13 protein-coding genes are annotated in these 14,275 nt (G+C 65.1%); 4 read left to right on the top strand and 9 right to left on the bottom strand.

Features of this window, described 5'->3' with window-relative positions:
• Positions 1-114 precede the first annotated feature (114 nt).
• The gene (locus ACTEK7_RS26010; RefSeq protein ID WP_109145474.1) at positions 115-1,731 is read left to right on the top strand and encodes a phosphoenolpyruvate carboxykinase; all 1,617 of its coding nucleotides are present in this window, start codon (positions 115-117) and stop codon (positions 1,729-1,731) included.
• A gap of 211 nt (positions 1,732-1,942) precedes the next feature.
• Here the strand turns inward: ACTEK7_RS26010 and ACTEK7_RS26005 are convergent, their stop codons facing one another.
• Positions 1,943-2,758, bottom strand: a complete 816-nt coding sequence (locus tag ACTEK7_RS26005; RefSeq protein ID WP_225147233.1) for an acyl-CoA thioesterase — start codon at positions 2,756-2,758, stop codon at positions 1,943-1,945.
• Between the two features lie 224 nt (positions 2,759-2,982).
• On the bottom strand, positions 2,983-5,499 hold the full coding sequence (locus ACTEK7_RS26000; protein ID WP_225127025.1) for a glycogen/starch/alpha-glucan phosphorylase: 2,517 nt from the start codon (positions 5,497-5,499) through the stop codon (positions 2,983-2,985).
• Positions 5,500-5,692: 193 nt separating this feature from the next.
• Between ACTEK7_RS26000 and ACTEK7_RS25995 the strand changes: the two genes are divergently transcribed.
• Positions 5,693-5,926 carry a hypothetical protein gene (locus tag ACTEK7_RS25995; protein ID WP_057027807.1) on the top strand — a complete coding sequence of 78 codons (234 nt, stop codon included), beginning with the start codon at positions 5,693-5,695 and terminating at the stop codon, positions 5,924-5,926.
• A 23-nt stretch (positions 5,927-5,949) separates the two neighbouring features.
• On the opposite strand, the gene ACTEK7_RS25990 is transcribed toward ACTEK7_RS25995, so the two are convergent.
• Positions 5,950-6,813 carry a LysR family transcriptional regulator gene (locus ACTEK7_RS25990; protein ID WP_036026460.1) on the bottom strand — a complete coding sequence of 288 codons (864 nt, stop codon included), beginning with the start codon at positions 6,811-6,813 and terminating at the stop codon, positions 5,950-5,952.
• A gap of 109 nt (positions 6,814-6,922) precedes the next feature.
• Here ACTEK7_RS25990 and ACTEK7_RS25985 point away from each other — a divergent pair, with 109 nt between their 5' ends.
• The gene (locus ACTEK7_RS25985; RefSeq protein WP_225114582.1) at positions 6,923-7,834 is read left to right on the top strand and encodes a DMT family transporter; all 912 of its coding nucleotides are present in this window, start codon (positions 6,923-6,925) and stop codon (positions 7,832-7,834) included.
• Between the two features lie 115 nt (positions 7,835-7,949).
• On the opposite strand, the gene ACTEK7_RS25980 is transcribed toward ACTEK7_RS25985, so the two are convergent.
• The 6 genes from ACTEK7_RS25980 to ACTEK7_RS25955 all read right to left on the bottom strand — a co-directional run bounded on the left by ACTEK7_RS25980 (position 7,950) and on the right by ACTEK7_RS25955 (position 12,332).
• Positions 7,950-8,720 carry a TIGR02186 family protein gene (locus ACTEK7_RS25980; protein WP_036014162.1) on the bottom strand — a complete coding sequence of 257 codons (771 nt, stop codon included), beginning with the start codon at positions 8,718-8,720 and terminating at the stop codon, positions 7,950-7,952.
• The gene (locus ACTEK7_RS25975; protein ID WP_074448058.1) at positions 8,717-9,634 is read right to left on the bottom strand and encodes a sulfite exporter TauE/SafE family protein; all 918 of its coding nucleotides are present in this window, start codon (positions 9,632-9,634) and stop codon (positions 8,717-8,719) included. Before ACTEK7_RS25975 ends, ACTEK7_RS25980 begins: the two co-directional genes overlap by 4 nt.
• Before the next feature lie 196 nt (positions 9,635-9,830).
• Positions 9,831-10,766, bottom strand: a complete 936-nt coding sequence (locus ACTEK7_RS25970; RefSeq protein ID WP_225147234.1) for a transporter substrate-binding domain-containing protein — start codon at positions 10,764-10,766, stop codon at positions 9,831-9,833.
• A gap of 89 nt (positions 10,767-10,855) precedes the next feature.
• On the bottom strand, positions 10,856-11,446 hold the full coding sequence (locus ACTEK7_RS25965) for an SCO family protein (RefSeq protein ID WP_225134023.1): 591 nt from the start codon (positions 11,444-11,446) through the stop codon (positions 10,856-10,858).
• 24 nt (positions 11,447-11,470) lie between these two features.
• Positions 11,471-11,665 (bottom strand): hypothetical protein, encoded by a 195-nt coding sequence (locus tag ACTEK7_RS25960; protein ID WP_036014155.1) that lies wholly within the window; start codon positions 11,663-11,665, stop codon positions 11,471-11,473.
• Between the two features lie 145 nt (positions 11,666-11,810).
• Positions 11,811-12,332: a Clp protease/crotonase-like domain-containing protein gene (locus ACTEK7_RS25955; RefSeq protein ID WP_036014153.1), complete on the bottom strand. Its 522-nt coding sequence runs from the start codon at positions 12,330-12,332 to the stop codon at positions 11,811-11,813.
• Positions 12,333-12,613: 281 nt separating this feature from the next.
• On the opposite strand from ACTEK7_RS25955, the gene ACTEK7_RS25950 reads away from it, so the two are divergent.
• On the top strand, positions 12,614-14,272 hold the full coding sequence (locus tag ACTEK7_RS25950) for an FAD-binding dehydrogenase (protein ID WP_225147235.1): 1,659 nt from the start codon (positions 12,614-12,616) through the stop codon (positions 14,270-14,272).
• Positions 14,273-14,275 lie beyond the last annotated feature (3 nt).

Below are 14,275 nucleotides of genomic sequence, written 5' to 3'. Positions count from 1 at the left end.
GCGTTCATCATTATTAGGTCGTTCAGCCGAGGCCGAACGGCCCATATTCACGGTGATCGCGACGGCGCCAAACTTGGCCGCGCTTGATGTCGCGGGTTCTAGGAGGGATTTTTCGTGCAAGAGACGGGCGTGCGCAACGGTGCCTTCGGCGCCGACAAATTCGGCTTAAAGAATCTCAAGCAGGTTCACTGGAATCTGGGTGCGCCACAACTCTATCAATACTCGCTGGCAGCGGGTGAGGCGGTGCTCTCCGCCGACGGCGCGCTCTGCGCCGACACCGGCGAGTTCACCGGGCGCAGCCCGAAGGACAAGTTCACGGTGCGCGACGCCACCACCGACAAGAAGATGTGGTGGGCCGGCAACCAGTCGATCACCGCAGAGCAATTCGAGACGCTCTACCAGGACTTCCTCAAGCACGCCGAAGGCAAGCGCCTGTTCGCGCAGGACCTCTATGGCGGCGCCGACCCGGCCTACCGGATCAAGACGCGCGTCTTCACCGAGCTTGCCTGGCACTCGCTGTTCATCCGCACGCTGCTGATCCGCCCCGAGGCGATCGAGCTGCCGACCTTCGTGCCGGAGCTCACCATCATCGACATGCCGAGCTTCCGCGCCGATCCTAAACGCCATGGCTGCCGCTCGGAGAACGTGGTCGCGATCGATTTCGCCCGCAAGATCGTCCTGATCGGCGGGTCTTATTATGCCGGCGAGATGAAGAAGTCGGTCTTCACGACGCTGAATTATTATCTGCCCGAGCGCGGTGTGATGCCGATGCACTGCTCGGCGAATGTCGGCGCCAAGGGCGACACCGCGATCTTCTTCGGCCTGTCGGGCACCGGCAAGACGACGCTGTCGGCCGATCCCAACCGCACGCTGATCGGCGACGACGAGCACGGCTGGGGCCCGAACGGCGTCTTCAATTTCGAAGGCGGCTGCTACGCCAAGTGCATCAAGCTGTCGCAGGAAGCCGAACCGGAGATCTATGCCGCCTCGACCCGCTTCGGCGCGGTGCTCGAGAACTGCGTGCTCGATGAGGACACCCGCGTCGTCGATTTCGACGACGGCTCCAAGACCGAGAACACGCGTTCGGCCTATCCGCTCGACTTCATCCCGAACGCCTCGCGCACCGGCCGCGCGCCGCAGCCGAAGAACGTGGTGATGCTGGCCGCCGACGCCTTCGGCGTGCTGCCGCCGATCGCCAAGCTCTCGCCGGCGCAGGCGATGTATCACTTCCTGTCCGGCTACACCGCCAAGGTCGCCGGCACCGAGCGCGGCCTCGGCAACGAGCCGCAGCCGGAATTCTCGACCTGCTTCGGCTCGCCCTTCCTGCCGCTCGATCCATCCGTCTACGGCAACATGCTGCGCGACCTCATCGCCCAGCACAATGTCGATTGCTGGCTGGTCAACACCGGGTGGACCGGCGGCAAGTATGGTGTCGGCTCGCGCATGCCGATCAAGGTGACGCGCGCGCTGCTCACCGCCGCGCTCGACGGCTCGCTTCGCAACGTCGAATTCCGCACCGACAAGTATTTCGGCTTTGCGGTCCCGACCGCGCTGCCGGGCGTGCCGGCCGAGATCCTCAACCCGGTCAACACCTGGAAGGACAAGGACGAGTTCGACAAGACCGCCCGCGCGCTGGTCGGCATGTTCCAGAAGAATTTTGCCAAGTTCGAAGCACAGGTGGACGCCGAGGTGCGCGCGGCTGCCCCGGACGTGAAGCTGGCCGCGGAGTAAGGTCGCATTGTTTGAATTGCGAAAGGGCGGCCGAAAGGCCGCCCTTTTTCTTTCCTTCTCCCCTTGCGGGAGAAGGTGGCGCGAAGCGCCGGATGAGGGGTTCTGTCCGCAAACTCAAGTGCGAGGGAAGTGCCCGCGGAGAGAACCCCTCGCCCGTCTCGCCGCTACGCGGCGATCCACCCTCTCCCACAAGGGGAGAGGGAGGAGAAAGCTACGCCTTGAAATACGCGATCTGCGTCGTGGTCGCGAGCAGCCGGCCGTTCGGCGACCACAGCTCGGCGTTCTGGTCGGCGTAGCTCTTGTGCATGATCTTGGAATCCGCCGTCGCGAGCACGCGCGTGATGTCTTCAGCCGCAAGCTCCTCGGCGTCGGTGTGGAAGTAGGTCGTCAGCGACACCGTGCCGAACGGCACCAGCTCCCGCCGGGCGTGGAAGATGCGGCCGAAGAAGGCGTCCGACATCGACATCAGCGACAGCATGTCGAGCTTGCGCGGCGTGCGGTCGCTGATCCAGATCTTCGAGTAGGTGCTGGCGGGCTCGGCTTGCGGCGGGCCGATCCGCATCTCGCCCTCGACGAAGCGGAATTCGTACTGGTTGGCCCAGGATGCCGAGATTTTTGGGAACGGCAGCGTCTCCTCGAACGGCTTGGCATCCGGATATTGCGCTACCCTGTGCTCCCAGGACGGACGGCGTTCGGCTAGCACGGCGGTGGCGAGCGTTGCGACCTCGCCGCCGCCCTGACTGAGCTCGACGCTCCAGTGCTGGCTGGAGCGGTTGGCCTTGACGAGGCGCACGTCGAGATCGAACGGACCCTTGGCGATCGGCGCGCAATAATTGACGGTGAGGGCGAGCGGATCGCCGGCGGCTTGCGGGTGCTCGATCAGCGCCCGCAAAATGGTCGCGGCGGTGGCGCCGCCGAACGGGCCGACAAAGGCCCAGTAATCGTCGTTGGTGTGTCCCTGCCAGCTAAAGTCACCGGCGGTGACGCGCGTGGCCTCGTCGAACGGGTGCGGGAGCTTGGCGTGCATTGTTGGTCCTCGATGCCCTCCGCAGCCGTCATTGAGCGTAGCGAAGCAATCCAGACTGTCTCCGCGGAAAGATTCTGGATTGCTTCGCTGCGCTCGCAATGACGGCGGTTGAGGTTGCGGCGTCGTGTCACAACGCCGCTTAGGGGATGATGACGATCATATCATCATCCCTCGCGAAGGATGCAATAACCTCGCAGGTAACGCCGCTTCCACGCCGCGGAAAATCAGCCCGCGGCGTCGCGCAGGTTCGGCAGCAGCGGCGTGGTCGGATTGACCGGCACGTTCCAGATCTCCTCGGCATATTCGCGGATGGTGCGGTCCGAGGAGAACCAGGCCATGCGCGCGACATTGAGGATCGAGGCGCGGGTCCAGGCCGGCGCCACCTGCCAGCGCGCATCGACCGCGCGCTGCGCCTCGTAGTAGGAATCGAAATCGGCGCTCACCATGTAATGGTCGAGGTAACGCAGCGCGTGCGCGATGGATTCGAAACGGCCGGGGTCGCCGGGCGAGAACTCGCCGGCGCCGATCGCGTTGATGGCACGCTGCAGCTTCGGCGACCGGCGGATCACGTCGGAAGCATCCAGCCCCTGCTTGCGCCGGATCATCACGTCGCCGGCTTCCATGCCGAAGATCGCGATATTCTCCGCGCCGACATGGTCGCGGATCTCGATATTGGCGCCGTCGAGCGTGCCGATGGTGATGGCCCCGTTCAGCGCCAGCTTCATGTTGCCGGTGCCGGAGGCTTCCATGCCCGCGGTGGAGATCTGCTCGGACAGATCGGCGGCGGGAATGATCACCTCGGCGAGGCTGACATTGTAGTCGGGCAGGAACACGACCTTGAGCTTGCCGCCGATCGCCGGATCGTTGTTGACGATCTCGGCGACGTCGTTGATCAGCTTGATGATCAGCTTGGCGTAGCGATAGCTCGCGGCCGCCTTGCCGGCGAAGATCTTCACCCGCGGCACCCAATTGCCGTTGGGCTCATCCTTGATGGCCTGGTACAGCGCGACCGTTTCGATGACGTTGAGCAGCTGGCGCTTGTATTCGTGGATGCGCTTGATCTGCACGTCGAACAATGCGCCCGGGTCGACCCTGATGCCGAGCCGTTCGCCGATCAGGCGGGCGAGCTGGGCCTTGTTGTGGTGCTTGACGCTGCGGAACTTCTTCTGGAACTCGACGTCGCTGGCGCGCGCCTCGATCAGCGAGAGCTGGGTCGGATCGTCGAGCACGGCATCGCCGCAGCTCTCGCGCAACAAATCGGTCAGCTTCGGGTTCGCCAGCATCAGCCAGCGTCGGAAGGTGATGCCGTTGGTCTTGTTGGTGATCCGTCCGGGATAGAGATGGTTGAGGTCGTGGAACACGGTCTCGCGCATCAGGTCCGAATGCATCGCCGAGACCCCGTTGATGCGATGCGAGCCGACGAAGGCGAGTTGGCCCATGCGCACGCGGCGGCCGCTCTTCTCGTCGATCAGCGACACCGAGGCGCGGAAGTCGATGTCGCCGGGGCAGCGCGCCTCGGCGAGCGCCAGATGCTGCACGTTGATGCGGTAGATGATCTCCAGATGCCGCGGCAGCAGCCGCTCGAACAGCTCGACCGGCCAGGTCTCCAGCGCCTCCGGCAGCAGCGTGTGGTTGGTGTAGGAGAGGGTGGCGACCGTGATCTTCCAGGCCTCGTCCCAGCGGAAATTGTGGAGGTCGACGAGGATGCGCATCAGCTCGGTGACGGCAAGGCTCGGATGGGTGTCGTTGAGCTGCACCGCGACCTTGCCGGCGAGGTTGCGCAGCTGGCCGTCGGAGGCGAGATGCCGCTTCACCAGGTCCTGGAGCGAGGCGGAGACGAAGAAATATTCCTGGCGCAGCCGCAGCTCGCGGCCCGCCGGGCTCTCGTCGTTCGGATAGAGGAACTTGCAGATCGCCTCCGCGCGCGCCTGCTCGGCGCTGGCGCTGACGTAATCGCCTTTGTTGAAGGCATCTAACTTGAGCGGATCGGGCGAGCGCGCCGACCACAGCCGCAGCGCATTGACGTGCTGGCCGCGCCAGCCGACGATCGGCGTGTCATAGGCGATCGCCTGCACGGTTTCAGCAGGATGCCAGATCGAGCGGTCGCGGCCCTTGTCGTCGACATGCTCGACGCCGCCGCCGAAATTGACGTCGTAGATCACCTCGGGTCGCTGCAATTCCCAGGGATTGCCGAAGCTCAGCCATTCGTCGGGATATTCCTGCTGCCAGCCCTGATTGATGATCTGGCGGAACAGGCCGTAATCGTAGCGGATGCCGTAGCCGATCGCGGGGATCGACAGCGTCGCCATGCTCTCCATGAAGCAGGCGGCGAGCCGGCCGAGGCCGCCATTGCCGAGCGCCGCATCCGGCTCGCATTTGCGCAGCTCCGGCAGCGAGACGCCGAGATCGCCGAGCGCGACCTCGAAGATCTTGAGCAGGCCCATGTTGTTGAGCGCGTCGGTGAAGAGCCGGCCGATCAGGAATTCGAGCGAGAGATAGTAAACCCGCTTGCGGCCCGCGTCGTAGCTGTGCTTCTCGGCCGTGAGCCAGCGATGCACGATGCGGTCGCGCAGCGCGAGCGCCGCGGCCTGGTACCAATCGTGCCTGGTCGCCATGCCAGCGTCCTTGCCGATGGCAAGGCGCAGCTTCGCCAGGATTGCGCCCTTGATCTCGGCCAGCGCGAGTTCGTCGATGGGCTGGCCGGGGGCCGGATAACTGGGCTGGAACGATGAATCCTGCAAAGCCGTTACTTCCTAACTCTTAACTCTACGCGTCCTGCCCTTGCACCGGAACTGTCGCCCGCGAGGTCGTGCACTGCGCTGGCGCAAATTTATGCAAGGAATGGGCCGAATTGGGAACCCGGAGGAGCACGGAGAAACCCAGATTCGGTGCTAGATTACGAAAGATTCAGCCATCAGTGTGGAGAAGCGGACCGTGAGACTGCTGATCGAAATCGCCACTGCGGCCCTGCTCGTCGTCTGCATCAGCGCCACCAGTGCGGCGTTTGCCGCCGGCACGACCGGTCGCAGCGCCGATGGCCTCAGCTGCGGCTTCACAGCGCCGCAGAAGGCGTCGCCCGCAGCCCGCTGCGCTGCGATCAAGCGCCAATGCGGCGGCAAGTTTTACGCAAGCGCGTGCGGCGACAAGCTGATATCCGCAGCGAATTGAGAGCCGTAGGAGCTTTGGCGAGCTCAAGCCGCCTTGCTCTGCACCGCATCGCAAAACTCCGCGAGACGGTCCGCAAGCCGCAGCGTCGCCGGGCTCGCATCCGGCGAAGCCATCAGTGCAACCTCGGTCTTGTTGATCGGCGCAAAGCCGTCCTTCGCCGTCAGCACGCGGTGGTCGGTCTGGATCGCCATCTCCGACAGGATGCTGAGGCCCATGCCGGCGGCGACCGCGGCCTGAATGCCGGCGAGGCTCGATGAGGTGTAGGCGGTGTGCCAAGCGCGGCCGGCCGTTTCCAGCGCGTGGATGGCGCCGGCGCGGTAGATGCAGCCGAGCGGAAAGCCGATCAGCGGCACCGACGGCACGTTGACGTCGACCGGGTGGCTCTTGCTGGTGACCCAGTGCACCCGCTCCGGCCACACCGCGATCGCGTCCTTCGCGCCAGCCTCGCGCTTGTAGAGCGCAAGGTCGAGCTCGCCGCGTTGGAGATCGCGGGCGAGATGCTTGCTCTGGTCGGCGCGCACGTCCAGCCGCAATCCCGGATGCGAGCGCGAGAAAGCGCCCAGCAGTTTTGCCAGCCGGTACGCGGCAAAGTCCTCGGGGATGCCGAGCCGGATCGCGCCATCGCTATCAGGCTGGCGCAGCACGTCGCGCGCCTCCTCGGCCAGCGAGAGCAATCGCCGCGCATAGGACAGCAGCCGCTCGCCGGCCTCGGTCGGGCGCACGTCCTTGCCGTCGCGGTGCAGCAGCACCTGACCGACATCCTCCTCCAGCCGCTTGATCTGCTGACTCACGGTCGATTGCGTGCGGTGGACGCGCTCGCCGGCGCGGGTGAAGCCGCCGGCCTCGACCACCGAGACGAAGCTGCGCAGCAGCTCGAGATCGAGCACGGCCGCCTCCATTAAGAAATCCACTGGGCGCGAGTTAATCATTTAATTTCCAAATGGCAAGCGGCCTCCCTAGATCGAGGGCAGAAAAAAACATCCGAGAATGCCCCTCATGTCGCTCGCCAGCTCGCTTCCCGCCCCCCGCAGCCGCTTCAACACATTGCCGCTCGCGATCGGCCTGTTCTGCCTGCTCTGGAGCTACGCCTTCATCGCCGGCAAGATCGGCGTCACCCATTGCCCGCCGCTGATCCTGCTCGCCGCGCGCTTCTCGCTCGCGGGTATCTTGATCCTGGGCGCCACGTTGATCCGCGGCGAAGCCTGGTCGTTGTCGTGGCGCGATGCCGCGATCTTCGCGGTGCTCGGCATCGCCAACAATGCGCTCTATCTCGGCCTCGGCTACACCGGCCTGCAATCGGTCTCCGCCGGCCTCGGCGGCCTGATCGTGTCAGCCAATCCGGTGTTCACCGCGGGCCTTGCCGCGCTGCTGCTCGGCGAAGGCATGACCTGGCGCAAGGCGAGCGGCCTCTTGCTCGGCATCATCGGCGTGACCGCAATCGTCTGGCACCGCCTGTCGGTCGGCACCGATTCGCTGCACGGCATCGTTTTCACGCTGGCCTCGCTCGCTTCGATCGTGGCCGGCACCATCCTGTTCAAGCTGCTGGCGCCGAAGGGATCCCTGTGGATCGGCAATGGCGTGCAGAACCTCGCGGCCGGCATCGTACTGACACCGGTCGCGCTCACCTTCGCCGATGTCGACGCGATCGACTATACGCCGAGCCTGATCGGCGCCTTCGCCTTTCTCGTGCTCGGCGGCTCGATCATCGCTTCTTGGCTCTGGTTTCGTCTCTTGAAGACGTGTGGCGCCACCGCCGCCAGCGCCTATCATTTCCTGATGCCGCCGCTCGGCATGCTGTTCGCATTCCTCGTCCTCGGCGAGCACATCGAGGCGCGCGACCTGCTTGGCATCATTCCGGTCGCGCTCGGCATCTATCTGGTGACGCGGCCGGCGAAGGCGGTGGTGTAGGTGGAGGCCCCGCTGTTCACTATCGTCATTGCGAGGAGCTCTTGCGACGAAGCAATCCAGACTGCCGCAGCGGAGGCAGTCTGGATTGCTTCGCTGCGCTCGCAATGACGGGGGGCTAGTCCTTCCTGAACACGATCGAGGCCATCCACCCCGTCATCAGCGCCATCGCAACGGTGGCGAGGCCGTAGATCAGGCCATTCTGGCGGGCAGTGGTGGCGACGAACTGCTCGAAGCCGACCTTGACGATCTCGAACGCGGTCTCGGTCTTGCCGATGAACGCGCCGTTGGCGAACAACTTGATCTCGATCTCATAGGTGCCGATCGGCACCTCCGCGGGCAGCGGAATGCCGGTGCGGAACAGCGTCGGCGTCAGGAACGTGACCGCGCTTCCGTCTTCGCGGTAGAGCCCGCGCTGGGTGCGCAGGCGAATGAAAGCCGAGCGGAACGCATCGTTGGGCACCACGTCGGCAAAGTCGCCGCTGACCCGCTGCGTCAGCAGCACGTTGTTGAGCCCGATCTGCTGCCGCCGCGCGATCTCGGGCGAGGTGATGGCGTCGAGCGGGCGGTTGGCGAACAGCGCGAGATAGCTCGGCACCTGCAGGAATTGGCGGTAGTCGGTGTTGATCCAGATGCCGAAGGTGCGCTCCTTCCGCCGCGTCACCATGTCGGCGCGCGGGCCCATCACGGTGACGACGAGGTCGTAGGCCGTGCGGTCCGCGGGCGTCGTCGTATCCTTCTCGACCGAGCCGAACAGCACCAGCTCCTCGCCGGAATAGTTCGGCGTCACCGTGACCCGGTGATTCGAGACCGACACAATCAGCCGCTCGGCCCGCGCAGCGCCGCCGAGCAGCAGGACGAGGACGATGGCGAGAAGCATGCGCCTCATCGGCTCACTCCGAGCTCACGGATGGTGAAGAGATCGGAGGGCTGGATCACCAGCTCGATCGCGAAGCGGATTCCGACCGAGAGGATGAGCAAGCCCAGCAGCAGCCGCAGCTGCTCGCCGCGGATCTTCTGGCCGGCACGGGCGCCGAACTGCGCGCCGGTGACGCCGCCGACCATCAGGATCAGCGCCAGCACGGCATCGACCAAGTGATTGGTCGCCGCGTGCAGCATGGTCGCGAACAGCATGGTGACGACGGTGAGAACCATCGAGGTCCCGATCACCGTCGAGGTCGGCACCCTCAAGAGATAGATCATGATCGGCACCAGGATGAAGCCGCCGCCTATACCCATGATGGCGCCGATGAAACCGATCACGATGCCGACGATCACCACGGGGATGACCGAGAGATAGATCTTCGAGCGCTTGAACCGCATCTTCAGCGGCAGGCCGTGGATCCAGTTGTGGGTGCGGCGCGGCGGCAGCGCCCCGCGCCGGGTCCGCATCAAGGCGCGCAATCCTTCCGAGAACATCAGGCTGCCGACCGTGGTGAGCAGCACGACGTAGGAGAGCGCGATCATCAGGTCGAGCTGGCCGAGCGCCCGCAGCTGGGTGAAGGTCCAGACGCCGAGCGTCGTGCCGGTCACGCCGCCGCATAACAACACGCTCGCCAGCGCCGGATCGATCGCGCGCCGCCGCCAATAGGAGAGGGCGCCGGAAAAGGAGGAGGCCGCGATGTGGCTCGCCACCGAGGCCACCGCGACCGCCGGCGTGATGCCGATGAAGATCAAAAGCGGCGTCATCAGGAAGCCGCCGCCGATGCCGAACATGCCGGAGACGAAGCCGACCGCAGCGCCCATGGCGAGCACCAGGAAGACGTTGACCGGAAGATCGGCGATTGGGAGGTAAAGCTGCATTGAACCTGCGCACCGGCGAGACGGATCGACGAACGCGGAATGCTCGCGGAAGGAACGGAACGATTGCCGCGTCCTTCAATAGCGGAATTCCCCGGCGGGCGGGACCGGGAATTTCAGGCGTGGTGAATGGGTATGACGCGCGCGTGATGATCTCTGCGATCGTCCGCACTCCCGCTGCAGGCGGAGAGGCGAAAGGTCAGAACGGACTGACCGAGAAATACCGTAGCCAGAGATCGGTGTAGCGGCCTTTTTCCCAGATCCGGAACATCGACCAGTTCAGGGCCTGGCGCAGCACGTCGTTGCCCTTGCGCACGGCGATGCCGATGCCCTCGCCGAAGAAACGGCTCTCGACGAACGGACCGCCGGAGAAGGCGCAGCAATCGGCCGAATCCGTGCCGTTGATCCAGAACGCCAGCGAGATGGCGTCACCGAAGATGAAGTCGACCTCGCCCCTGCGCAGAGCTGCGCGCATCGCATCGTCATTGGGGTAGGCGTGCAGCTCGGCGTCGGTGAACATCGCCTTGAGATACGCCTCGTGCGCCGAGCCGGCGATGGCGCCGACCTTCTTGCCCTCGAGATATTCGGGGCGGATCTCCGGCATTACCGCATCCTTGCGCGAGACGAAGCGCGCCGGCACGCGGTAATAGGGATCGGTGAAGTCGACGCGGGCGCGCAGCTGCGGGCTCACCGCCATGGAGGCGATGATGGCATCGCCCCGGTTGGAGGTGAGCGCATCGACCAGCGTCTCGAAACGCCGCATCTGCACCGTGCAGGTGACCTTGATCTCCTCGCACAGGGCGCGGGCGAAATCGACGTTGAAGCCGGCCGGATTGCCGTCCGCACCGGTGTAGTTGAACGGCGGATAGTCGGTCTCGGTCAGGAAGCGGATCACGGTCAGGCGGGACAGGTCCGGCCGTTCGGGGCGCCGGCGCGGGTCCCAGAACCCGGGCACCGCCTGCGGGGCGGCCTGGGGCGCCGCCTGAGGGGTGGTCTGTGGCGCAGCCGGAGGCCGCTTGGCGGGAGCTTGCGCGTTCGCCTCGGTGAGGCCGCCGAGCAGGCAAAGGCCAGCAGCCAGCCCTGCCAGCAAGCCACGGACAGATTTGAGCGATTTCGCCTGTTGCGATGGAGCCATCGGCCGAAGGAATGAATTTCGTCGGGATCGGAGGGCCTTATAGACCATCCCGCCGGGAACGCGAGCGCCGATTGTGGCCAGCGTGAAGCTCAGAGATAGCGCTTCAAATCAACGGCTGCCTCTTCCGGCGTCCGCTTCAAATTGAACGGCGAGACGAACCTGCCCTCGCGGTCCATCAGGTAGATCAGCGCGGTGTGGTCCATCGTGTAGTCGCCGTCCTTGGTCGGGACCTTCTTGGCATAGACCCGGTAGGAGGAGATCACCTTGGCGGTCTCGGCGGGGTCGCCGGACAGGCCCTGGAGGTGCGGATCGAAGCTCGACAGGTAATCCTTCATCGCGGCCTGCGTGTCGCGCTCGGGATCGACCGAGATGAAGATGGCATTGACCTTGTCGGCGTCCTTACCCAGCGCGCGCAGCACTTCCGAGATCTCGAATAGCGAGGTCGGGCAGACGTCGGGGCAATGGGTGTAGCCGAAGAAGATCAGGGTCGGCTTGCCCTTCAGGCTCTTGTCGGTGACGGCCTTGCCGTTCTGGTCGGTCAGCTGGAACGGGCCGCCGATCGCGGCCGGCTGTGCCACCTTGCCGACCCCGCCCATGGCCCAGAACATGATCAGGAGCCCGACGACGAGGCTTGTAGCGAAGGCGGTCGCGATCACCAGCGGACGGGTGGCGGAGCTCATGGGCGGAAAACTTCCTGTCGCAGGTCAGAAGCAGGCGGCAAAGCCGGTCCTGATCATTTCGAAGAACACCTGGCTGCCATAGTGGAACCAGAGCGCCAGCGCGCCGATCACGGCGAGACCGCCGATTGCAGCGCCCGCCCACAGCAGCACGGATGGCATCCGCCCGGCAGTGGGCGAATTGTCCGATAGCCGATGTGCCGGGTGCAGCGGTTGAGCCATGACAACGATCGGGACGAAGGCCCCGGTTCCCTGGCTTTCAGATAGGCTTTGCGCCGGCTGCGGGCAAGGCGCCGCCCGCAGGCAAGGCGCCGCCAGCAGGCAAGACGCCGCGGCGGCGCCAGAGGACGCCGCCAGCCCGTGGATGTCAGTGGAGGAGCTGGCCCCGGGCGGATTCGAGCGGCTCCGCTTGCGGGAGCGACCGGCGCGACGGCCTGGTCGTCGAGGCCTGCGCGTCCAGGTAGCACGGCTTGTACATGGCCTGGAGCTGCTTGCCCCTCAGGAAGAGCATCCGCGGGGTGAGGCCGCCCCGCTGGCCGATCCAGCGCCTGATCTGCGAGGGATACATCGCATAGAGCATCTGGGTCGCTTCGGGATTGGTGATGGCGCGGCCGTTCGCGCCGAAATCCCAGGCGGCATGGAAGCCCAGCGTCGCATGCGAGGTCACGCAGATCCGGTCGTGCGGGATAGCACCGAGAACGATGGTACAGGCCGAGGCGCAGAGGCCATCGATGATGACCGTCTCGCCCGATTGCCTGAGGTCCTGGTACTTGTCGACGTAGGTTCCGATCCGGCCGCCGCGGTCATCCGCGATCCGAACCACCGCGTGAGAAGCCCCCATGCCTGCGATCAAGAGAACCGCCGCAAGCAACCCCGTCAGAAAATTCATTTTCCCCCGCCCCAGTCGAATTCGAATCTGTGTGTCAGGTGATGATGCACGGCTAGCGTCGGTCGTAACCGAGGCTTTGTCTAGGCAGGCCTGCTGGCTCAAAACAAATTAAATCCAGTGTTGCGTCCGCGCTGCACCCGGCCGGTCTCCATCCCAAAGTGGAACAAGTTAACGAGGTCTTGCGCGCCATACCCTTGATCTCAGTTGCAACCGCTGGCTTCAATCCGGGCAACTACAGGGGGGAACCCTTGAGGAGGAGAAGAACTTGGAGGGGGAAGCGCATGGTTCAAGAAACGGATGTCATCGTCGTCGGCGCGGGACTGTCGGGCCTCGTCGCCGCCACCGAGATCGCTGATGCGGGCAAGCGCGTGATGGTAATCGACCAGGAAGGCGAGCAGTCGCTCGGCGGCCAGGCGTTCTGGTCGTTCGGCGGATTGTTCCTGGTCGATTCGCCGGAGCAGCGCCGGCTCGGCATCAAGGATTCCTACGAGCTTGCCATGCAGGACTGGCTCGGCACCGCCGGCTTCGACCGCGACGAGGATTTCTGGCCGCGCCAATGGGCCGAAGCCTATGTGGCCTTCGCGGCCGGCGAGAAGCGCGGCTGGCTGCGCGCGATGGGCCATCGCTTCTTTCCCGTGGTCGGCTGGGCCGAGCGCGGCGGATATGATGCGATGGGCCACGGCAATTCGGTGCCGCGCTTCCACGTCACCTGGGGCACCGGCCCGGGCATCGTCGAGCCGTTCGAGCGCCGCGCGCGCGAGGCGATGAAGACCGGCCGATTGATCTTCCGATTCCGCCATCGCGTCGATGCGCTCTCGGTCACCAATGGCACGGTGGATGGCGTCAGCGGCGTCGTTCTTGCGCCCGATGATGCAGAGCGCGGCAAGAGCTCCTCGCGCAACGTGGTCGGTGACTTCGCGTTGAAGGCGCAGGCCGTGATCGTCGCCTCCGGCGGCATCGGCGGCAACCACGAGCTGGTGCGGCAGAACTGGCCGGAGCGGCTCGGTGAGCCCCCGAAGTTCATGATCTCCGGCGTGCCCGAGCATGTCGACGGGCGCATGATAGGCATCACGGAAAAGACCGGCGCACGGCTGATCAATCGCGACCGCATGTGGCACTACGTCGAGGGCATCCAGAACTGGAACCCGATCTGGCCGCGCCACGGCATCCGCATCCTGCCGGGTCCTTCCTCGATGTGGTTCGACGCCACAGGCACGCGGCTGCCGGCGCCGCTATTCCCGGGCTCGGACACGCTCGGCCAGCTCAAATACATCATGTCGACCGGCTACGACTATTCCTGGTTCATCCTGACCCAGAGCATCATCAAGAAAGAGTTTGCGCTGTCGGGCTCGGAGCAGAACCCGGACCTGACCGGCAAGAGCTGGCGCATGACGCTTCGCCGCGCCACCAACAAGGGCGCGCCGGCGCCGGTGGAGGCGTTCAAGAGCCATGGTGTCGACTTCATTGTCCGCGACAAGCTCGATGAGCTCGTTGCGGCCATGAACAAGCTCGCCGGCAGCGATCTCCTCAAGCTCGAGCACATCAGGATGCAGATCGAGGCGCGTGACCGCGAGATCGCCAATCCCTACGTCAAGGATGCGCAGGTCATGAACATCCACAATGCGCGCCGCTATATCGGCGACAAGTTGATCCGCACCGCTTCCCCGCACCGCATCCTCGATCCCGCGCATGGGCCGCTGATCGCGGTGAAGCTCAACATTCTCACCCGCAAGACGCTAGGCGGCTTCGAGACTGATCTCGACTCCCGCGTGTTCGGGGAGGAGGGCCGCATCATCCCGGGCCTCTACGCCGTCGGCGAGGCCGCCGGCTTCGGTGGCGGCGGCGTGCATGGCTATCGCTCGCTGGAAGGCACCTTTCTGGGCGGCTGCCTGTTCTCGGGCCGCAATGCGGGCCGTGCCGCCGCCAAGGCAGTGGGCTAGACC

It is taken from the genome of Bradyrhizobium sp. JHI2711, assembly GCF_056156565.1.
The sequence above is the reverse complement of the archived record's forward strand: the minus strand, read 5'-3'. Positions and strand labels throughout refer to the sequence as shown.

Bases quoted from the DNA above. Each gene is read 5' to 3' on its own strand.
- ACTEK7_RS25980 (WP_036014162.1), bottom strand. From the start codon at position 8,720: ATGAGGCGCATGCTTCTCGCCATCGTCCTCGTCCTGCTGCTCGGCGGC.
- ACTEK7_RS25955 (WP_036014153.1), bottom strand. From the start codon at position 12,332: ATGAATTTTCTGACGGGGTTGCTTGCGGCGGTTCTCTTGATCGCAGGC.
- ACTEK7_RS25960 (WP_036014155.1), bottom strand. From the start codon at position 11,665: ATGGCTCAACCGCTGCACCCGGCACATCGGCTATCGGACAATTCGCCC.
- ACTEK7_RS25985 (WP_225114582.1), top strand. From the start codon at position 6,923: ATGTCGCTCGCCAGCTCGCTTCCCGCCCCCCGCAGCCGCTTCAACACA.
- ACTEK7_RS25975 (WP_074448058.1), bottom strand. From the start codon at position 9,634: ATGCAGCTTTACCTCCCAATCGCCGATCTTCCGGTCAACGTCTTCCTG.
- ACTEK7_RS26005 (WP_225147233.1), bottom strand. From the start codon at position 2,758: ATGCACGCCAAGCTCCCGCACCCGTTCGACGAGGCCACGCGCGTCACC.
- ACTEK7_RS25965 (WP_225134023.1), bottom strand. From the start codon at position 11,446: ATGAGCTCCGCCACCCGTCCGCTGGTGATCGCGACCGCCTTCGCTACA.
- ACTEK7_RS25950 (WP_225147235.1), top strand. From the start codon at position 12,614: ATGGTTCAAGAAACGGATGTCATCGTCGTCGGCGCGGGACTGTCGGGC.
- ACTEK7_RS25970 (WP_225147234.1), bottom strand. From the start codon at position 10,766: ATGGCTCCATCGCAACAGGCGAAATCGCTCAAATCTGTCCGTGGCTTG.